The organism is Roseivirga sp. AWQ4_251, from assembly GCF_056158225.1.
The window spans coordinates 148,012-170,169 of the sequence record NZ_JBSWSW010000001.1 but is presented as its reverse complement, the minus strand read 5'-3'; the positions used below and the strand labels follow the sequence as shown (position 1 = coordinate 170,169).

Annotated in this window: 15 protein-coding genes; 7 read left to right on the top strand and 8 right to left on the bottom strand. The window is 40.7% G+C overall.

The window, feature by feature from the left end:
• Nucleotides 1–158 precede the first annotated feature (158 nt).
• From ACXACJ_RS00780 to ACXACJ_RS00750, 7 genes are all read left to right on the top strand, one after another.
• Nucleotides 159–491: a PadR family transcriptional regulator gene (locus tag ACXACJ_RS00780; protein ID WP_475132355.1), complete on the top strand. Its 333-nt coding sequence runs from the start codon at nt 159–161 to the stop codon at nt 489–491.
• Nucleotides 488–3,112: an ABC transporter permease gene (locus ACXACJ_RS00775; protein WP_475132354.1), complete on the top strand. Its 2,625-nt coding sequence runs from the start codon at nt 488–490 to the stop codon at nt 3,110–3,112. Before ACXACJ_RS00780 ends, ACXACJ_RS00775 begins: the two co-directional genes overlap by 4 nt.
• 181 nt (nt 3,113–3,293) lie before the next feature.
• Nucleotides 3,294–3,632, top strand: a complete 339-nt coding sequence (locus ACXACJ_RS00770) for a PadR family transcriptional regulator (protein ID WP_475132353.1) — start codon at nt 3,294–3,296, stop codon at nt 3,630–3,632.
• Entirely contained in the window at nt 3,629–6,307 is a 2,679-nt protein-coding gene (locus tag ACXACJ_RS00765) for an ABC transporter permease (protein ID WP_475132352.1), read from the top strand. The genes ACXACJ_RS00770 and ACXACJ_RS00765 overlap by 4 nt, the downstream gene beginning before the upstream one ends.
• A 144-nt stretch (nt 6,308–6,451) precedes the next feature.
• Nucleotides 6,452–6,790, top strand: coding sequence for a PadR family transcriptional regulator (locus tag ACXACJ_RS00760; protein ID WP_475132351.1), 339 nt, complete (start codon nt 6,452–6,454; stop codon nt 6,788–6,790).
• 1 nt (nt 6,791) lies between these two features.
• A complete protein-coding gene (locus ACXACJ_RS00755; RefSeq protein ID WP_475132350.1) occupies nt 6,792–9,383 on the top strand; it encodes an FtsX-like permease family protein in 2,592 nt (863 codons plus the stop codon).
• Nucleotides 9,376–11,982, top strand: a complete 2,607-nt coding sequence (locus ACXACJ_RS00750) for an FtsX-like permease family protein (RefSeq protein ID WP_475132349.1) — start codon at nt 9,376–9,378, stop codon at nt 11,980–11,982. The genes ACXACJ_RS00755 and ACXACJ_RS00750 overlap by 8 nt, the downstream gene beginning before the upstream one ends.
• 168 nt (nt 11,983–12,150) lie before the next feature.
• Here ACXACJ_RS00750 and ftsZ read toward each other — a convergent pair whose 3' ends face one another.
• The 8 genes from ftsZ to mraY form a co-directional block, all read right to left on the bottom strand.
• Nucleotides 12,151–13,713: a cell division protein FtsZ gene (gene ftsZ, locus ACXACJ_RS00745; protein WP_475132348.1), complete on the bottom strand. Its 1,563-nt coding sequence runs from the start codon at nt 13,711–13,713 to the stop codon at nt 12,151–12,153.
• Nucleotides 13,714–13,802: 89 nt separating this feature from the next.
• Nucleotides 13,803–15,107 carry a cell division protein FtsA gene (ftsA, locus tag ACXACJ_RS00740; protein WP_475132347.1) on the bottom strand — a complete coding sequence of 435 codons (1,305 nt, stop codon included), beginning with the start codon at nt 15,105–15,107 and terminating at the stop codon, nt 13,803–13,805.
• A gap of 62 nt (nt 15,108–15,169) precedes the next feature.
• Nucleotides 15,170–15,940, bottom strand: coding sequence for a cell division protein FtsQ/DivIB (locus ACXACJ_RS00735; RefSeq protein WP_475132346.1), 771 nt, complete (start codon nt 15,938–15,940; stop codon nt 15,170–15,172).
• Complete coding sequence (gene murC, locus ACXACJ_RS00730; RefSeq protein ID WP_475132345.1) at nt 15,937–17,313, bottom strand: UDP-N-acetylmuramate--L-alanine ligase; 1,377 nt, start codon at nt 17,311–17,313, stop codon at nt 15,937–15,939. The genes ACXACJ_RS00735 and murC overlap by 4 nt, the downstream gene beginning before the upstream one ends.
• Complete coding sequence (murG, locus tag ACXACJ_RS00725; RefSeq protein ID WP_475135060.1) at nt 17,310–18,419, bottom strand: undecaprenyldiphospho-muramoylpentapeptide beta-N-acetylglucosaminyltransferase; 1,110 nt, start codon at nt 18,417–18,419, stop codon at nt 17,310–17,312. The genes murC and murG overlap by 4 nt, the downstream gene beginning before the upstream one ends.
• 2 nt (nt 18,420–18,421) lie before the next feature.
• Nucleotides 18,422–19,585 carry an FtsW/RodA/SpoVE family cell cycle protein gene (locus ACXACJ_RS00720; protein WP_475132344.1) on the bottom strand — a complete coding sequence of 388 codons (1,164 nt, stop codon included), beginning with the start codon at nt 19,583–19,585 and terminating at the stop codon, nt 18,422–18,424.
• A 28-nt stretch (nt 19,586–19,613) separates the two neighbouring features.
• Entirely contained in the window at nt 19,614–20,885 is a 1,272-nt protein-coding gene (murD, locus tag ACXACJ_RS00715; protein ID WP_475132343.1) for a UDP-N-acetylmuramoyl-L-alanine--D-glutamate ligase, read from the bottom strand.
• A gap of 57 nt (nt 20,886–20,942) precedes the next feature.
• The gene (gene mraY, locus ACXACJ_RS00710) at nt 20,943–22,157 is read right to left on the bottom strand and encodes a phospho-N-acetylmuramoyl-pentapeptide-transferase (protein WP_475132342.1); all 1,215 of its coding nucleotides are present in this window, start codon (nt 22,155–22,157) and stop codon (nt 20,943–20,945) included.
• Nucleotide 22,158 lies beyond the last annotated feature (1 nt).

The following is a 22,158-nucleotide window of genomic DNA, read 5'->3' as shown; positions in this document are numbered from 1 at the left end:
ATCAACAGTTCAGTTTATTCCATTTTTTTCTTGATTGCGGTGTAACGAAATATGCACCATGGAAGTCTTAGCTATCAATATATTCTCTATTTGTATAATAAATGATTTTCGGCAAATCCATTTTTCATACATTTAAGGAATAAATAGTTTGGATAATTATGAAAGGAACAAACCTTGGCGAATTTGAAGAAGTGGTTTTGCTAACCATTGCTGCACTGCTATCCGAAGCATACAGTGTGGCGATTTGCGATGAAATAGAACGTGTAACCGAAAGGAAGATCAAACTGGGAGTTGTACATGCTGTTTTAAACCGCTTAGAAACCAAAGGCTATGTTAAGTCGCATTTGGGAGACGCCACCAAAACCCGTGGCGGAAGAAGAAAACGCTATTTCGAAGTTACCCATGCGGGCAAAGCCACTCTTCAAAAAGTAAAAGAACAACGCGACCAACTTTGGAGCCTAATCCCTGAGTTCAATTTAAAAATGATATGAACCAAAAAAGTGAACATATGCCACCCAAATGGGCTGACAGGTTTCTGGAATGGTACTGCCGACCAGAAATGCTAGAGGATTTGCAGGGTGATTTGTATGAGCACTTTGAGCGCAATCTGGTCAATAAGGGAAGAACAAAAGCACGCCTCACATACATCATAGATGTGTTCAAATTTATGAGGCCTTATACCATCAAGAAACTCAATTTTCTGAATCAAATAACTCAATTCATCATGTTTAAAAATTATTTCAAAACATCGCTTCGGAACATAGCGCGCAACAAGCTATTTACCGGAATCAACGTGTTCGGGCTGGCAGTCGGCATGTCCGTTTGCCTACTGATTATTTCAATGCTTTCGGAAATTACAAGCTACGATCGCTTTCATAAAGACGCTGATCGCATTTACCGACTTACCAATATTTACCAAGGCCTAAATGAAGACCCATCAACCTTTGCTTCTACTTCTATTTTAGCAGGAAAAAAAACTCAAGAAGAAATACCAGGAGTTGAAGCTGCTGTTGTTATGAGAAGAAGTTTTGGCGGAGATGCTAAGTTTGGAGATAAGGTCATTCCCATTTCCGGTCTGTATGCTTCCAAAGAATTCTTCGATGTATTTTCCTTTACCGTTTTAAGAGGAAATCCAGAAACTGCCCTTGCTGAACCCAATTCAATTGTGCTTACTGACGAAACAGCGTCAAAAATCTTTGGAGAAGGCACCGATGCACTCAATCAAACCATCAAACTCAACGATAAAGATTTTAAAGTAACTGCCATTGTTGAGAAACCACCTTTCAATTCTCATATGAAATTTCAATCGTTGGGTTCATTTGTAACCTTCGAAAATCAAGAGAAAGAAAAAAAATCGTCTATTCTTGGTTGGACTAACATGTGGATGAATTACTGCTACCTTAAACTAAAAGAAGGAACCACTCCAAACGATATCAATCAAAGGCTAGCAGAAATTAGTGTCACAGAAAATAAGAAATTTGACTATTTAGATATCGACATTAAGCTTCAATCTATCCTAAGTATTATGACGGGGCCCCAGCTCAGCAATGAAGTTGGAACCACCATAGGCTCTAAAGGATTATGGATTTTCGGCATACTTGTTTTCGTGGTTATTCTTTCCGCAGGCTTTAATTACACCAATCTTTCCATTGCAAGATCACTGAGAAGAGCCAAAGAAGTAGGCGTTCGCAAAGTTGTTGGAGCCACCAAAGGACAAATTTTCTCTCAGTTTATTGTTGAAGCGTGCATCATTTCAATATTCTCGCTCATTCTGGCTTATGTGTTTCTGATTGTATTAAGACCTCAGTTTCTCAATCTTTCCCCAGAAATTCAACACACACTTAAACTCGAATTAGAACCGAAACACTTTATTTATTTCTTTGCCTTTGCACTAATAGTGGGTGTATTAGCAGGCATTTTTCCAGCCCTTCTTCTTTCCAAATTGCGAGCAGCTCAAGTAATGAAGGGCGTGAGCAATACTAAACTGTTCTCAAAAATCAACCTTAGAAAAGTTCTGATCGTCATTCAATTTACGCTCTCTTTGGTGTTTATCATTTCTGCGAGCATTGCATTTAAGCAGTATAAATATGCCCTCGCATTCGATTTAGGCTATAAAACAGAAAACATTCTTAATGTAGAATTACAGGGAAATGAAGGAGACGAAGTGGTGAATCTATTCAAATCGATTCCTGAGGTTTCTGATATGGCCCTTTCATCTCATATGTTGAGTGTGGGCAGTCGCTGGGGTTCGGACATCAAATATGAAGATCCGTTGGATTCCGCAACTCTCTGGTATGCCAGCATAGATGAAAACTACATTCCATTGATGAAGCACAACTTGATAGCAGGGAGTAATTTTGAAAGAAAACTTGATCAAGAAGAGGAATCTGAAGTCATTGTAAATGAAGCCACTTTGAAACGCTTCAACGTTGGAACTCCGGAAGAAGCGATTGACAAATACCTTCAAGTGGACGACCATAAACTCAGAATTGTTGGAGTAATTGAAGACTTTCACTTCGCCAGAATCAGTGAAGGAATTGACTGCTTTGGTTTCAGGTACAGACCAAATGAGACTTACAACATCAATCTCAAAATTTCTTCTCCAGACCTTATCGGAACAATGAAAAAAGTAGAATCAGCTTGGAATGACTTCGATCAAGTTCATGAATTCCAGGCTACATTCTACGATAACAGAATACAACAGGCCTATTCTGAATATTCAGTGATGTTCACCATGGTTGGCTTCTTGGCTTTCTTAACCATGACCATCGCCTCTCTCGGGCTTTTAGGCATGGCCGTTTACACAGCCGAAACGCGTATCAAAGAAATTAGCATCAGAAAAGTTTTGGGTGCATCGGAAGGCAGTTTAATAACACTACTCGCTCGAGGCTTTATGTGGTTGTTAGTAATTTCTGCTGCCATTGCCGTTCCATTGGCTTATTATTTCTTTGACGGAGTTATTCTACAAGGCGCAGTAAACCGAGCTTCCATAGGAGTGATTGAGTTATTCAGCGGTGTTCTGCTAATCTTCACCATCGGATTTATTACCATTGGCTCCCAAACTTGGAAAGCCGCCAAATCCAACCCAGCACAAACACTGAGAAACGAGTAATCTCAGCTTACAATTTCATAAATGGGGACGGAAAATGATCAATGCATTTTCTGTCCCTATTTATATTTCAATCGGCCCCTACCCTACACATCCAATCATTCAACAAAAAATTAACCAGCATTAAATCGTCATTTACGAATTTTATCATTTATATTTAATCGTCATTTACGAATTAAATAAAATGAAAGGAACGAATCTTGGTGAATTTCAAGAACTCATATTGCTCACTATTGGCGCATTACACCCAGAGGCATATGGTGTGGGCATTAAGGAAGAAATTCTAGACCAGACAGGCAGAAAAGTCACGCTAAGTACAGTCCATGCAGCTTTAGTGCGTCTTGAAGAAAAAGGGTTTGTGAAAAGCGAGTTTGGCGAAGCCACCAACATGCGGGGCGGAAAACGTAAGCGCTATTTCACCATTACAGCCTATGGCGTAAAAATATTGGCTGAAGCCAAACAACAACGCGAAGCACTTTGGAATTCCATGCCTGATGTGGTTTTTAAACTCGATTTCAAATGATCAGCCATCACCCAAAACTTAAGCCTCCACGCTGGGCTCAACGGTTCTTACGATGGTACTGTAAACCCGATTTACTTGAAGACATAGAAGGCGACATCCACGAAGACTTTATAAAAAGAGGTATTGAATCCGGAGCCAGGTCAGCCCGATTCCATTATGCCTTGGATGTAATTCGCTTCTTCAAGCCCTTTGCTATCCGGAAATTCTCAAAAACTCAAAATACTACGCTCATGTTCAGAATCAATTCAAAGATTGCTTTCCGCAATCTCATCAAAGACAAGGTCTACTCCTTTATTAATATTACCGGGTTGGCCATTGGCATTGCGGCCTGCCTTATCATCACCCATTATGTGCTTTTTCAGCTCAGCTTCGATCGCTTTCATCAAGACTTGGATCGCATTTTCCGAGTCACAACCACATCTTACCGCAATGGACAATCGGGACATACAGGCATGTACTGCGGTTTTGCCCTCGCTCCTGCTTTAGAAAAAGATATTCCGGAAATCGAAGAAACAACCCGAATCCATGAATACTATGGAGGGGCTATTGTAAGAAACACAGCCAATGAATCGAAACCATTTCAAGAAGAAAATCTTCTTTTTGTCGACCCATCCTTCTTACAGATTTTCTCTTTCCCTCTGATTGAAGGAAATAAACAAAATGCGCTCAATGACCCTCTTTCGGTTGTCATTTCTGAAAAAATAGCCAACAAATACTTTGGAGAAAATCACGAATCAGTAATTGGCCAAACATTGAAAATTACGGGAAGATATTCCAATGAAGAATTTACAATTAAAGGAGTGGCTGAAAATCCTCCTTCAAATTCACACCTAAAGTTCGACATCCTGCTGCCTATGGAGAAGGTTCTTCAAAACAGCCAATACAAAGATGAAGGAGCAGATTGGGGCTGGAGCAATTTCTTTATGTATGCCAAAATCAACAACGGCACAACCGAAGCAAGTGTAGAAAACAAGATTGTAGATTTGATGAAAAACTACGATCCTGATCTTCAGCAGGACAGTTCTCTTAAAGTAGAGCTAGGTCTTGAGTCATTGCTCGACATCCACCTCAAATCTAGTGTTTCGGGTAAAAATGGTGCCGAATCTTTTGTTGGCAGTATGAACACTATCTATTTCCTCATTCTAATTGCTGCCTTTATCCTTGTTATTGTATGGATTAACTTTATCAACCTTTCTACTGCAAAAGCTTCGGAACGAGGTTTAGAAGTGGGAATCAAAAAGGCAATGGGAGCCATTAAACCTCAATTAATAGCTCAATTTCTAATTGAATCATTTTGGGTAAACCTACTCGCGTTAGTCTTGGGTATCGGCATTTCATACCTTTTACTTCCATCGCTGGGCCAAATTCTAGACGAACCCTTAACTATGGATTTACCCAATCCAGTCATATTCACAGGACTCTTATCCATTGCAATTGTTGGCCCTTTGCTGGCAGGTTTATATCCGGCATTCATCCTTTCTTCCTTTAAAACTATTCATACGCTAAAAGGAAAAATGGCTGCTTCAAAGGGGCAGTACAATCTGAGAAAAGGATTGGTGGTTTTTCAATTCGTGATTTCAACACTACTTATTGCTGGCACCTTTGCCGTATCGAGCCAATTGCGCTACATGAAAACTCGTGATACTGGCATTGATATGGATCAGATTCTAATTGTAAAAGGCCCAACTATTGGCGTGAGAGCCGATAATTTCGAAGCTTTTACCAATGGAGTAAAGAAAATTGCGTCAGTGGAAAATATGGGTACTTCGAGAAGCATCCCTGGAGCGGGCTATGCATTCGGAACAACCGCAAGTAAAGAAGGTGCTGAAGAAGGCGCCCAATATCGTATTGATGCCACTTGGGTTGACAATGGATTTATGGGCACTTATGGTATGGAATTAGTCGCAGGAAGAGATTTTTCCGATGCCACGCCAATTGAAAACAATCTCGACCATGGCCTAATCCTTAGCGAAACAGGTGTAAAAACCTTCGATTTGGGTTCACCCGAAGAAGCTATCGGTCAAAAGCTGATTGTAAGTGGAGAGACTATTCAGGTACGAGGTGTTGTAAAAGATCATAATTGGAGGTCGTTACATAATGGCTATGTGACCAGCGCATTTTTCTATACACCCGAATCGTTCCGGTATTTCTCGGTTCGAATGAATAGAGAAAACGTTAAAGCCACCTTAGAAGAAATAGAAAATCTCTACACTTCTTCATTTCCTTCAAACCCCATCGATTATTACTTCTTAGATGAATTCTTCAACCGACAGTATAGGCAAGATCAACAGTTCTCGCAGATTTTCAACGCATTCGCAGGCTTTGCCATCTTTGCAGCTTGTTTAGGTTTATTTGGACTTGCCTCTTACACAGTAGTTCAGAAAGCAAAGGAAATCGGGATCCGAAAAGTGTTGGGTGCGAAGAGCTTTCAAATTACCATACTCTTTTCTAAGCGATATATGATTTTGATATTAGTCGCCAACATTATTGCAGTGCCGATAGCATATTTCGGTATAAAATCATGGCTCCAAAACTTTGCATTCAGCATTCCAATTTCCGCTGAGCTTTTCGTATTTCCGGTTTTGATTTTAGCCATTATCGCCATCGTCACCATTTCCTTTCAAACGGTGAAAGCTTCATTAGCCAATCCAACAAAGAATTTAAGAAGCGAATAAGGCTCTTTAAAAACCACTGTTCCGAAGGCTTGATGAAATTGTCATCAAGCCTTTTATTTGCTCATTCACACAGCAATTCTTTGATCTTTCAAAAAGGATTTCAAGAAATTTTCTTATTTAGTCTTCATTTAAGAATTAAATAAAATGAAAGGCACCTATTTAGGAGAATTTCAGGAGGTGGTTTTACTGACCATACTCGTTTTGAATGAAAACGCTTACGGAGTTAGCATTCAAGAAGAAATAGAAAACAGAACTGGCCGAAGTGTAAGTCGTGGCGCACTACACACCGCACTCACCCGATTGGATGAAAAAGGCTTTATCAGTTCAGAGTACGGAGGGGCCACTGCCGAACGTGGCGGTAGACGCAAACGCTTTTACCAAGTGACCAACCTTGGAAAAAGTGCCTTGGAAGAAGCTAAAGCATTGAGGGAAGATTTATGGAGCAGCGTACCCAAAGTTTCACTTCAAAAAATCCGTAGCTGAGATGGAACAAAACACACCAAGGTTCTGGACAAAACTCTTCAAATGGTTTTGCAACGACAGCTTCTATGAAGAGCTACAAGGCGATTTGGAAGAAGCATATCTCAATAACTTTGAGTCCAAAGGACGGAGAAAAGCCAAGTCGATATACAGAAAGGAGGTTTTGAAAATGATCAGAGGTTCTGTAATTAAACCTAAAACTTATATTCCGAGGCAATTGAAATTTGCCCTCTTCAGAATGCATCTACTGCTCAGCATCAGAAGTATTCGCAGAAATATCTCATTCACAGTTTTGAACGTAGTTGGCTTTGCTGCCGCCATAAGCGTTTGCCTCTTTATCACCAACACCATCCTTACGGCTTACCGCCTCGATAAAGATTTTTCCAACAGGGAGAATAAATACAGAATCAGCACCCTAATTAATACAGATAAAGAAACTCAGTTTGTAGGAACAAGTCCCGTAACACTCTTTAGTCATCTAGCTTCAGCAATACCCGAAGCGAAAACAGTGGCAAACCTTAAATCGAACTCGGTTCGCATGAATTACAGAGGTAGAGATATTACGGTTAATGGAATTGAGGTTAGCCCTGATTTTTTCAAAATACTCGACTATAAAATCCTTAGTGGGTCGCTTGAATCTGTAATTAAAAATCCTTCTCACGTTGCTGTAACTGAAGACTTTTTAAAGAAATACTCTTTTGACAATGAGATTACTGTAAAACAATTTGGCCCATACGTCATCTCTGCAATTCTCGAATCACCAGGACTTAAATCTCATCTACAATTTGAATGGCTCAACTTTTCCGATGCGCTCAACAAGCCCCTCCCAGTCGAACTGCGTTTCGATTACTATATCGACCATTCACGTTCCAATTATATAGAGGTTCACGATAATGCAAACCTGGAAAGAATTCAAGAAAAGCTGAACATGTTGGCAGCTCAAATGAACGACTCCCTAGTTAATAAATCATATCACTTTCAACTTGAAAATCTTTCTGGCCTTGGCAGGTCCGAAGCATCGTCATACCAAGCAGATCTGCTGACTAACGATGGCATTCGGATTATGATCATTTTTATGCTCATTATGACCGGGATTGCCTCTATCAATTACACCAATCTGGCTAGCGCAAAAGCCATGAATAGACTGAAGGAAGTTGGCGTAAGAAAAGTAATTGGAAGTAAAAGACTTCAAATTTTCAATCAATTCCTTATTGAAACATGTCTTCTTGGATTTTTAGGATTGGCCATTGGCTTCTTTCTTTATTATTGGTTTGCCAAAGATTTCTCTGAAATCATTCCATTTGCCTTTGATTCAAAAATCAATTTTGATACCGTTGCTGCGTTTATATTAACTACCATTTCTATATCTCTTCTGGCGGGCATAATACCTGGTTTGTTTCTCGCAAGAATTTCACCTTTAAGTCTTTTCAAACCCAAAAACTCCTCCAAAACCTTCAGTTTCCAGACCGTCCGAAAAACACTTTTGGTAATTCAATTGACCATCACAGCCTTTGTTTTTGTGATGAGTGCCCTACTTTGGAAACAGTATAACTCCTATCAAAAAGAAGACATCGGAATGAATATTAGCGATAACTACTTGTTGGAGTTTGATTATCCCGATTCAGTTCAAAGCTTAATTGTCTTGAAAAATGAAATCGAAAAACTGCCCGAAGTTGCAGCCAGTAGTTTTATGTCCAAGCTCATTCCAATTGACGATGTAAATGGCTTAATGATGGTCAAAACAGAAAATCGCGAAGACTTAGTAATGACATCCATTGCCTGGGCAGACACTTCCTTTCTTCACACTTACAAACCCCAAATGACTGTTTTCAATCCATCATTTCTAGAAAAACCCTCGGTGTTGGTGAATAAGTCATTTATTACACAGCTGAGTATTCCTATTGAAGCAGCTCTTGGCACTAATGTCTGGACAGGTAAAGATATGGTTCCTATTTCAGGAGTTTTTGAAAAAACGATAAGTAGTAATTTCAATCCGATTTATACACCGGGAAAGGACGATGGAACCAACTTTTCAGAAGCCGTTATTATTTCTCCCAACTTAGTTCATAAACTATTGGTTGTGCGAACAGCCCCTAAAAGTGAAGCCTTCCCCAAGATTGAACAGACCTTCCTAAAAATATTCCCTGAAAAAAATCTCGCTTTTAGATCTGTTGAAGACTTATCCAAAAATCGGTACACAGAACTAAGGCAAATCGTTAAAGTGTTCTCATATATTTTCATTTGTATTGTGCTGATTACTTTAATGGGGCAAATGGGAATGGCCATTTTTCAGGCCGAAACAAAAGCTAAAGAAATTGGAATACGCAAAGTTCTCGGAGCTTCTGTCACCAGAATAAGCCTTCACTTGATTAAGGGAACATTAGTACAAATTGTTATTGCCATACTCATTGCGACCCCTGCTGCCTACATCGTCTTCAACAACATGACGCGCCAGTTCCGCAAACAGATTGAACTTAGTCCGCAATTGCTAGCGGTAATACTCATCCTATTCGTCAGTATTATCCTACTCTCCGTTATTTCTCTCACCGCACCCAGAGCAAATGCCAATCCAGTGAATGCCCTGAGAAATGAATAACCATCCTCCAAAATACTCGACAAAACTCTTCAAATGGTTTTGCAACGACAGCTTCTATGAAGAGCTACAAGGCGATTTGGAAGAAGCATATCTAAATAACCTTGAGACCAAAGGCCGGAGAAAAGCCAAGTCGATATACAGAAATGAAGTCCTCAAAATGATCAGAGGTTCTGTTTTAAAAACTCCGAAAGCTTGGACCTCTTTTGCTCAATTATCACTCTTTCAAATTCATTTGAAACTTGCTCTTAGAAATCTAAAAAGGAACAAGGTTTTCAGTGCGGTAAATATTTTTGGATTGGCAGCTGCGCTCACTATTTGTCTGTTTGCGGTCAATATGATTTTCACTGGCTACCAATACGACAAAGGCTTCAAAGATGTAGATCGACTTTACAGAATTACGACTACTGTGGAAGAACCTCAAGGTAAAATGAATTGGGCAACCTCCTCATTTGCCTTAAAATGGCATTTGGACAACATACCAGCTATTGAATCATCCACTACATTTCTTGAAAATATATATGGTTACTTTGACAAAGGAGGGGAAGACATTACAGTTCATGGATATGCTATAGATCGAAATTTCTTAAAACTTTTTGATTTTGAAGTAATTGAGGGAAATCCCGATGACTTGTTTAGGGATTTCAGTTCTTCGATAATCACGGATAAGTTGGCACAGAAACTATTCGGAGAAGAAAGCGCTATTGGCAAACAAAGCAAATCGGGTTCAATCGTTCGAGCCGTCATAAAAATACCAGATCAAAGAACTCATTTCAATTTTGAATTCCTTACGAATATCGAATTCATGGGAAGCCGAATGAACGAAGAAGAGTTTGAATCGAGGCTAAAACAATGGCAAAATTACAATCACAGCTATTATAACTATTTTAAGCTCAGCCCAAATTCCAGTATTGAACAATTAGAACCTCCATTCGCTCAACTCAATGTCGAAATGAATTCGGCCATGGCTGACGGCAACACCTATATCATGAGCTTTCAGCCTGTGGACGAAATTATGTTTGGAAGAAAATTGATAGCAGACTTTCCTCCGGTTTACTCCCAAGAAGCTCTTGTCATACTCGTAATCCCCATCGCTCTATTAATTATTCTCGCTTCATTCAACTACACAAACCTCTCTATAGCTAGAGCCATCCAACGATCCAAAGAAATAGGCATTAGAAAAATTAATGGTAGCACTCGCAGTCAAATTGTCGGACAAATCATTGTAGAAACTGTTGTATTCTCTGTGCTAGCCCTATTTTTTGCTATTCTATTCTATACTTACCTTGCTCCATACTTCGAAATGTATATCAGCGAGTTTTCAGGGCTTTTCACCAAAAATCTGAACCTAGAAATCTTTGTCTGGTTTTTCGGATTCAGCTTACTCGTAGGTATTCTAGCTGGCTTTCTTCCAGCACTCTATTTCTCAAAAGTTTCTCCTTTGGCTTCTATCAATGATTCATTCAAGAAAGGAATTAAAATCACAGGCTTGAGAAAAATGTTTGTCGGCATTCAATTGGTGTTTTCCACCTTTTGCATTCTGTTTATTGTCTTGAGCTTAAACCATAAAGAGCAGATTTTGAAAACCGATCTCGGTTATAAAACGTCCAACCTAATTTCATTTCCTCTTAAGAAAATAGATCCAAGAATAATTGAAGCTGAACTAGACAAAATTCCAGAGATAGAAAGCTATTCCTTTTCATCAATCATACCGGGCATTGGCGGAATGACAAGAAGATTTGGGTTTAGTGAAGACCGAATGGACACTTTTTCTACTCGATACGCTACTGTGGATGAAAACTTCAGTGAAATTTATTCGCCCCGATTAATTCACGGCTCAGCATTTACAAAAGACTTCGACAATCAAATTCTAGTTGACAAAAAATTCTTGGCAGCCATACACCTCCCAATTATGGAAGCTATCGATCAAGAAGTAATCATTGATCACTATGATGTGGAAGAGAAACTGCGGATTGTCGGAGTTCTGGATCAGTTTATTTATGATGGATTAGATCAAAACGAACTGCCATTGATGATCAGAAATAAACAGGACACCCTACTGACAAAATATGCAACCGTACAAATTCAACCCGAAAACTTCGAAGAAGCCTTCTTAAAGCTGGAGAAAAGTTGGAGTGCCATCGCAGAGGACAAAACGCTTGAAACAACATTTGTCAAAGATTTGATAGACGATAATTATAGCCCATTCTTCAACATGATGAATCTATTTAGCATCATAGGAACAGCCATTATCGTTATTGCGCTGTTGGGGCAATTTGGAATATCACTTTATGCTACGCAAAGCCGCACCAAGGAAATAGGCATTCGCAGGGTTTTAGGTGCCAATATAACTTCAATTATAACCTTGCTATCAAAAGATTCCATCAGATTGCTGGTGCTTTCTACACTAATCTGCATTCCATTGATTTACCTTATTTTTAAATCATTCATTTTCCCTTCAATTGCCATTTCACTAAAAATTTCTAACCTCTATTTATTTGCTGCACTTCTAGCTACGTGGTTAATCGTGCTTAGCATTGTTGCTGTTCAATCTTGGAAAACAGGCCAAATCAACCCCTCAGAATCTTTGAGAAATGAATAGAATGAAACCAAAAAAAGACGACCCATGGCAGCAGGTCGTCTTAGGGGTTGGGAAGGGTAGCCCCTTCCCAGGTTAGTATTTGAATTTAAATATTCGGAGTTGGTGGAGCAGGTTCTTCCATTATGCCATTAAAATGCCACTCATCTAGAACCCAAATGCTCAATTGAATCAATCTACATTGTCATGTAGAAACTTGTTATTTCCCATAATCTCATCGTCATCGGTAAGATTATAGCGAGAAACATTACTTTCTGATGAAGGAGGAGCTTCGTTCAAACGTACCTGTCTTCTTTGGTAAGCAGGCACTTCCAACTTCTCCTTAATGTCATCATTTCTGAAATGATCGCTGTTAGCTCCTCTCAATCTCTCTTCACGCATTCTTGCCTGCTCTTGCAGTTTATTACGCTTCATTTCAAGAAATTCTCTATAACGCTCTTCTTCGAAATCTCTTTCTACTCTTGAATTGCGAATTTCCTCCCTTGGATCGATCGGCTCAGGGCCAACTTCTTCAATTTCGTATTTAGCAGCCAAACGCGACAAGAATGAATAACCTGAAGTTGGTTCTTCATCCTGATCCTCATTTTTCTCCATAGCCTTTGGTTCTTGTCTTGGCTCTGGCTTTTCAAAACCCGCGCTGAACAAAGAAGCTTGGGCAGGCTTTGGAGCCGTGAAGATTCTTTCTTCTCTGTGTTCAATTGGCTGGTTGCTTTCTAGATCGATTACCGTTTTCTTGTTAGAAGCTGGTCTAGCTTCCACTTCTGGCGTATCGAATCCAGTAGCAATAACAGTTACGCTAATGCTGTGTGCATGCTCCTTGTCAATACCATGACCGAAGATCACCTCTGCATCATCACCAGCCTTATCCTGAATGTACTCAGTGATTTCGGTAAGCTCGTCCATTTGAAGCTCTGCTTCTTCACCCGAAATGATAGAAAGAAGGATTTTCTTAGCACCAAGAATATCTTTGCTGTTCAACAGCGGAGAAGAAATAGCCATTTCGGCTGCTCTCAATGCACGACCTTCGCCCTCTGCAGATGCAGATCCCATTACGGCTGCTCCAGCTCCTTTCATTACTGTCTGAACATCCATAAAATCGACATTCACATAACCAGGTACAGTAATGATTTCGGCAATTCCCTTGGCAGCAGTAGTTAAAATATTATCTGCTTCTGCAAAGGCCTTACTGATTGGCAGATTGCCGTGAATTTCTCTCAACTTATCGTTAAGAATCACCAAAACGGTGTCACAATTCTGCTTTAGTTCTTCAATTCCTTGGTTGGCAGCGAGCATTTTCTTTCTACCCTCAAAACCAAAAGGAGCTGTTACAATACCCACGGTAAGGAGGTCCATATCGCGGGCTACTTTTGCGATTACAGGAGCAGCACCAGTTCCGGTACCACCGCCCATTCCTGCTGTAATGAAAACCATTTTGGTGTCATCATTCAGCATTTCGCGAATATCTTCTTTGCTTTCTAGCGCAGCATTCTTACCCACTTCTGGGCTGGCTCCTGCTCCAAGACCTTCCGTTAGGCCAATGCCTATTTGAAGTCTGTTAGGAACCGGGCTGCTTTTAAGCGCTTGTGCATCGGTATTACAAACAATGAATTCCACATCTTTAATCCCTTGATTGTACATGTGGTTTACTGCGTTGCTTCCACCACCACCAACACCAATCACTTTAATGATTGATTTGTGATGCTTAGGAAGTTCGAACATATAAGAATCTGCCATGTGTCTATTATTTAATAGGTGTTCGCCTTTTATCTTTTTCTCGTTTGAAGATGGTAACCGAAGCTCCACCTTCCTTTCATAATTGTTAATTAATATTCTCCTCTATCTTGGAAATCGTCCATCAATAAGCCTTTGGTCTTATCAATCAAACCTTTGAAGAAGTCTGAACTTTTCTTCACGCTCTTCATGGTTTTTTTGCCCGTTGCTACCTGATTTTCCATGTAGCGGTTTTCTCTTTCATCGATAGCTCTGAAACCAGAAAGCACCAAACCAACCGTAGTGGCGTACATTGGGCTCTTAATAGCTTCAACTTTACTTTTACCAAGGTGCTCATTCGGATAACCCACGCGAGCATCCATGCCCGTCATGTATTCGAAGAGTTGCTTCACATAGGCCAATTGAGAACCACCACCGGTAATCACAATACCGCCAGCCAGTTTATTGCTGTAGCCAGAAGTAATGATTTCGGCATGCACCAATTCGATAATTTCTTCCATTCTAGCTTCAATGATGTTGGCTAGATTTCGGATAGAAATTTCTTTAGGAGGCCTGTTTCTCAATCCTGGAATGGAAACAATCTCATTTGGGTTGGCCTCTTCAGCAATCGCCTTACCGAATTTAGTTTTAAGCAGCTCTGCTTGGTTCTGCATTACCTTGCAACCTTCCTTGATATCGGTGGTAATGATGTTACCTCCGAAAGGAATTACTGCTGTGTGTCGGATGATGTTGTCATGGAAAATCGCAATATCTGTAGTTCCACCCCCAATGTCTACGAGGCAAACGCCAGCCTCTTTTTCCTCATCACTCAATACCGACATGCTTGAAGCCAACGGCTCCAATATCAAATTTTCTATTTCCAAACCAGCTCTGCGCACACACTTGTTGATGTTGCGAATGGCATTGGTTTGAGCTGTAATCACATGGAAATCTGCTTCGAGCTTCACACCCGACATTCCCACAGGATCTTTAATTCCATCTTCGTAATCCACAATGTAATCCTGTGGCATTACGTGAATAATTTCGCAGCCCGGAGGCATTACGATTTTATGAATATCATTGGCCAAACGGTTCAAATCGCCCACGGTGATTTCGTCTTCTACAGAATCACGCGTAATACTACCATGGTGTACCGAACTTTTAATATGCTGACCAGCAATACCTACATTTACCACATTGATTTCGATGCCCGATTGTTCGCTGGCTTCGGCAATAGCCTTTTCAATAGCTATTACAGTTTTATCAATGTTGGTAACAATACCGCGGATCACTCCATCGGAAACGGCTTTGCCCATTCCCAAAACTTCGAGCTTTCCATACTCATTTTTGGTGCCCACAATCACACAGATCTTTGTGGTTCCAATGTCTAGTCCGACAACTATTTTATCTTCTTGCATGGCGTTTGTTATATTTTCAGTTTTGATCAAAGTGTTTTAAAACAGCTTTCTCTAAACCGTGATTATTCACATATAATTTGGTTTTTGAATACGACACTTACCCTGTCGTAAGTATTCCAGCCTTTGTTTGGTAAAATCTGCTTAAAGAAAATATCAAGCCTCATAAACTTCGACTTAAAATCACTAGCATATCCAAACTCTAACATCTGACCTCCTACTTGAGGAATCATCGTGATTTCCCCACTTCTATCCACATCAATTTGGGCAATTTGCTTGCTCCAAAATTTATCCTCGTTGATGTAGTTCACTAAGTCGAAAATCTGCTGATCGTATTCAATATCTTTTATGCTTTCGCGCTTTGTCATTTCATTCATGTATTTACCTGAAAGAATGACCACCCGAGCAGTGTATTTTGGAGAAACCGGAAGAATATCACCGTCTTGACCTAAATAAGCGTTTGCTCCATTAGCCGCCACAATTCTGGCAATCGGTTTATTTTGTATCGCCTTCACCACCAAATGCCCTCTTAAATCCCGAAACACCTGAGCATCTTTAACAAAGCTGTGTTTCTCAATTCTGCTTTCGATTTCTTTCAGATTCACACGCCCCATATCATCGCCTAAAATGGAATCTCCCTCACTGGTCATAATCAGAGACATCACATCTTCTTCATCGATGAAAAAGTTCTCGAACGTGTTTTCAATATTTACTTCAATGTCACTCAGCTTATAGCCAACCACCTCTTTTTTACCAACAAAGCTGATCATTGTGAGCAAAAGGAGACAGACTCCAATGCTTGCTGCTACTTTCCAAATTGTCTGTTTTATTTTCATAACAATTCAGCTTTTAAGGGTTGAACAAGTTTATCTATATCGCCAGCGCCAATGGTAAGCACCACCTCTGGCTTCCATTCCTTCACCAAATTGGCTAAAGCCTCTTTGCTGCAAACCGTTTTTTTATTGGCAGAAATACCTTCAAGAAGCATTTCCGAAGTCACTCCTTCAATAGGCAATTCTCTGGCAGGATAGATATCCAACAGAATCACCTCATCGGCCAAACTCAAACTTTCGGAAAATCCATCGGCAAAGTCGCGGGTGCGGCTAAACAAATGCGGCTGGAAAATGGCCGTGATTTTTTGATTCGGATAAAGTGCCCTAACAGATTTCAGAAGCGATTCAATTTCCACAGGATGATGAGCATAGTCATCGATCAAAACCAAGTCTTCAGTTTTGATGATGTACTCAAACCTACGCTTCACACCTTTGTAAGAAGCAATTCCCTCACGAATAAACTCGTCATCGGCTCCAAAGAATTTGGTTACCGAAATAGCCGCCAAAGCATTTTCTACATTATGGAAACCAGGCACATTCAATCGAAGCCCTTTAATTTCCTTCTGCCGATTTTTATAATCGAAAACGAAAGCGGCTTCTTCAATTCTCAAGTTTTCAGCGGTGATGTCAGCTGAATTTAACGCGTAGCTTTTATGGTCAACTCTTGTTTCATCATCCACAATTTGGCTGCCAACACCCTGTTTAGAGAAGAATTTTCCTCTTTTCTCAATTCGCTTCACGAACTCCGCAAAAGAATCTTTCAAAGCGTTTTTATCTCCATAAATGTCCAAATGATCTGCATCTATGGCGGTGACCACAGCCACATCGGGCCTCAAGGTTAAGAACGAACGATCAAATTCATCGGCCTCAATTACCGCAATTGAATTTGTTTCTTCGTTCATCACCATGTTGGTATTATAGTTTGTGGCAATACCTCCTAAAAAGCCAGTACAGTCAATACCAGCAGCTTTCATTAGGTGCACAATCATGGAACTGGTTGTGGTTTTGCCATGGGTACCAGCTACCGCTACAGAAATCATGTTTTCCGTAATGATTCCCAATACCTCAGATCTCTTCTTAACAGAAAAACCTTCAGCCTTCAACCAGTTATACTCCTTGTGATCTTTTGGAATGGCTGGTGTATAAATGATGAGAGAATCCTCTTTTGAATCCTTAACCTGCTCTGCAATTAACTCTGGATTGTCTTCAAAGTGAACCTCAATTCCTTCTGACTGCAATCGGCTGGTTAATTCAGTTTCAGTTTTGTCGTAACCAGACACAACTTTCCCATTGTGCTTGAACCATCGGGCCAAAGCGCTCATGCCAATCCCTCCTATTCCTAGAAAGTATACGTTATGTATTTTGTCCAGCTTCACGCAATCAGTTTTAAAATTTCATTCACTATATCATCGGCAGCATTCGGTTTGGCCAACATTTTAATGTTTCGGCTCAGCTCTTTCTGCCGTTCTTTATCTTCTATCAAGGCCAAAGCCTGATCTATCATTTTCTCTCTGGCTTCACCATCTCTCACCAAAATGGCGGCATTGTTTTCTACCAAAGCCATGGCATTTTTAGTTTGATGATCTTCAGCCACATTTGGCGAAGGCACGAAAATGGTTGGTTTGGCAGCAATGCTAAGTTCTGAAACGGATAGTGCCCCCGCTCTGGAAATTACCACGTCCGCTGCAGCATAGGCCAAATCCATTTCGCGTAGAAATTCAAAAAGCCTAATATTTTCAGCGTGTTCCACTGTAGCCAACTTGGCTTTCATCTCTTCGTGATAAAACTTACCGCATTGCCATAAAACCTGAACTCCAGAGTCAATGAGTTTCTGAAGCCCTAGCACCATGCTATCATTCAGAGTTCTGGCTCCAAGGCTACCGCCAAGAATTATAATTACCGGAGCATTTGAAAGTCCAAAATGCTGCAATGCCAATTCCCTTTTTCCTTCCAGATTCACGATATCTTTTCTCACAGGATTACCTGTAAAAACCACCTTCTCTGAAGGAAAAAACTTGTCCATTCCTGGATATGCCACGCAAACTTTCTTCACCTTACTGGCCAACATTTTATTGGTTAAGCCAGCGTAAGAATTCTGTTCTTGAACCACCGCAGGAATTCCTTTTCGCGAAGCCACTCTTAAAAGAGGCCCACTGGCGTAACCGCCAACGCCAATCACGGCATCGGGCTTAAACCTTTTGATAATGCCTGCGCTTTTGTTCAAACTGCTAATTACTTTCAGCGGAAAAGAAAGATTATCGAGCGTGAGTTTACGCTGCAAACCGCTGATCCAAAGACCAATGATTTTATAGCCAGCCTCTGGCACCTTCTGCATTTCCATCTTTCCTTCTGCTCCGACAAAAAGGATTTCAGCATCCTCGAATCGATCACGGAAAGCATTGGCAATGGCGATTGCAGGATAGATATGCCCTCCTGTTCCGCCTCCGCTAATGATAATGCGATATGGTTCTTTTCTTTCTATGACTAAGCTGCTTTAACAGTATTTCTAATTCCGCCTGAAAGCGGCACAAATTCTTCTTGCTCTCCACGGCTCACACTGAGTACGATGCCCAGTGACAACCCTGTGAATAAAAGGGAGGTTCCTCCCATACTTATCAATGGCAAAGTTTGACCCGTTACAGGACCAAGCCCCACGGTAACACCAATATTCACCAAAGCCTGAATTACAATGGCAAAACTGAGCCCTGCCGAAAGCAATCCGCCAAAAGCGCGATCGCTATTCGCTACAATGCGCATACCTCTATAGAGCAGAACCAAATAAAGGACGAGCACTGCTACACCTCCAATCATTCCATACTCTTCGATGATAATGGCATATACAAAGTCAGAATATGGGTGAGGAAGGAAATTTCTTTGATCGCTTTTGCCGGGGCCCTTTCCAACCACACCTCCTGTGGCAATCGCGATATACGATTGTTGTGCCTGATAAGGCACTTCATCTTGGTTTATAAAATCAGTTACACGGCTGATGGCAGTACCTCCTCTTTGTCCAACTTTCAATGCGAGCACGCCAACAAAAGCACCTACCACTAAAAGCATTGCCAAATATTTTGCTGGTACCCTTCCAATAAATAAGAGCAACATACAAGTGAGAAAAAGCAAAATGGCCGTAGAAATATTGGTCATGGCGATAAGGCCACAGATGACTCCGCACCACGCCAACATAGGAATCAACAACTCTTTTATACTCGTGATATTCTGTTGTCTTTTGGCCAACATTCCTGCTAAGGCAGCAATCAAAGCCATTTTTGCCAAATCGGAGGGTTGAAATTGCAAACCGATAAATGGCAATGAAATCCATCTGGAAGCATCATTGATGTTATCTCCGAACAACCATGTGTAAAGCAACAAAGGCACGGAAATCAACAAGGCAAATCGAGTGATTTTAGAATAATATCTGTAATCAATTTTGTGAGCAATCCACATTACTAACAAGGCCAAACACACCATTACGGTATGTCGAACAAGGTAATACTCGGTGTTTCCCCCCATTTGCTTATAAGCCAAAGAACCCGTGGCGCTGTAAACCACAAGAATACTGATGACCGAAAGGCATAGCACCACAACCCAGATGACGGGGTCACCTTGTACGTGTTTATCGGTCCATGTTTTCAGTTTATCAAGCATTTTTACTTCTTCTAAAATTTTCTGTACATCATAAGCTCATCACGGCTTCTCTAAACTTGTCGCCTCTATCTTCATAATTTTTGAAGAGGTCGAAGCTGGAACATGCCGGAGAAAGCAAAATTGTATCTCCAGAATTGGCTAGTTCTTTTGCCATTTTCACCGCTTTTAGCAAATCATCAGTTGCCTTAACTTCAGGAACCACCGTTTCGAAAGCAGTAAATAGTTTAGAGTTATCCTTTCCTAAGCAGATCAAGGCTTTCACCTTTTTCTGTACCAAAGCCCTTATCAGGCTGTAATCATTTCCTTTATCAATTCCACCTGCAATCCAAACAATAGGAGACGAGAAGGCATCCAAAGCATAGAAAACTGAATCTACATTGGTGGCCTTTGAATCGTTGATGTATTGAACACCATCTATTTGCCTAACTGGCTCCAAACGGTGGGGAGCATTTTTAAAGCTTCCAAAGCCATTGATAATCGCTTCTTCGCTCACCCCTGCCAAACTAGCGGCATAACCTGCAGCCATAGCATTCAACATGTTGTGTTGCCCTTTAATTGAGATACCTGCTCTGGGGGCAGATATCTCAATATTTAAAGGACTAAAAAACAACCTATCATTTGTTTTCTCAGAAGCGTCTCTCCCGAGTGTAAAAGGATGAGCCTTTACACCGCGTGCGATGGAGAGGTTCTTCCCAATGTGGTGGTCATCCTGCCAATAGACTGCATGACCTCCCAGGTGTACGAGGTGAAATATGCGCATCTTAGATGCGATATATTTTTCGAAGCTGTGATCGTATCTATCCAGGTGATCTGGTGTGATATTCAACAGCACCGCTATGTCTAGTTTTAAATCGTAGCAATCGTCTAATTGAAAACTGCTCAATTCAATCACATACCAATCGTGATCGTCTTCAACAACTTGTCGCGCCAGACTTTTGCCAACATTTCCTGCCAAGCCCACATTCAATCCACCTTCTTTCAAAAGATGATAGGTGAGCAAAGTAGTTGTGGTTTTACCGTTCGTTCCGGTAATACCAATCAACTTAGCGGCTGTATATTTTGAAGCGAATTCAATTTCACCGATGATCAGCTTTCCGCTGTTTCTCAATTTTTGAATCAATGGAGCTGAATCGGGAATACCCGGACTCTTGATGATCAAATCGCTTTCTAAAATTCTTTCTTCGGAATGCTTACCACTCTCGAATTCGATACCGTTGTCAGTCAATTCTTGCACATACTGAGGCTTAATAGCTCCTGCATCTGAAACGAACACATCGTAGCCCTTTGCTTTTCCAAGCAAGGCCGCTCCTGTTCCGCTTTCTCCAGCGCCTAGTATGGTTAATTTTCAACTCAAGTATTATCTCAATTTTAAAGTTGCCAATGTCATAATGGCCAACAGAATGCCCACAATCCAGAACCTTGTTACGATTTTAGCTTCTGGGATTTCCATTTTTTGGTAGTGGTGATGCAAAGGCGACATTTTGAAAATGCGTCTTCCTTCACCATATTTCTTTTTTGTGTATTTGAAATAGCTCACCTGTAAAATCACAGAGAGATTTTCGATCACAAAGATTCCGCACAACACAGGAATCAACAATTCTTTTCTAAGCACAAGCGCCAAAACCGCAATAATTCCCCCGAGAGAAAGGCTACCTGTATCGCCCATAAAAACCTGAGCAGGGTAAGAGTTGTACCACAAGAAACCAACACAAGCTCCCACAAAGGCGGCACAGAAAATTACAAGTTCTCCTGAATTTGGAATGAACATGACGTTCAGGTAATCGGAGAAAATAGCATTACCAGAGATATAGGCAAAAATGGCCAGCGTTAAGCCAATTATGGCTGAAGTTCCTGCGGCCAAGCCATCAATTCCATCGGTTATATTAGCTCCGTTGGAAATAGCCGTAACGAAGAAAATCACTACCAGAATATAGATTCCTGCCGTCACCCACTGGTTATCCGTTGGGTTCAGCGCATCGTAATCCAGTTCATTATTCTTTACAAAAGGAATAGTTGTAATGGTCGACTTAGAGTCTACATAGTTGACGGCTGGCGTTTCAGCAACCACTTCGGTTTTTGCTGCGGGAGTGAATTCGCGAACGACAACCTCATCGTTAAAAAACAAAACACAACCTACTAATAGACCAATACCAACCTGCCCAACAACTTTAAACTTACCAGCTAGCCCTTCTTTATTCTTCTTGAAAACCTTGATGTAGTCATCCAAGAAACCGATAGAGCCCAAACCCAAAGTGGTAATGAGCAAAAGAATTACATATACATTTTCCAGACGCGCAAAAAGCAAGGTAGGCACTACAATGCCTGCAATAATGATCAGCCCGCCCATAGTTGGCGTACCCTTCTTTTGCATTTGACCTTGAAGACCCAAGTCCCGAATACTTTCTCCAACCTGTTTTTTGCGCAACAAGGCAATTAGGTTCTGGCCGAAAGTAATAGTGATCAACAACGAAATAAACGTAGCCATACCTGCCCTGAAGGAAATGTACTGGAATACACTTGCTCCTACCAGATCAAATTCTTTATCTAAATATTCAAACAGATAGTATAGCATA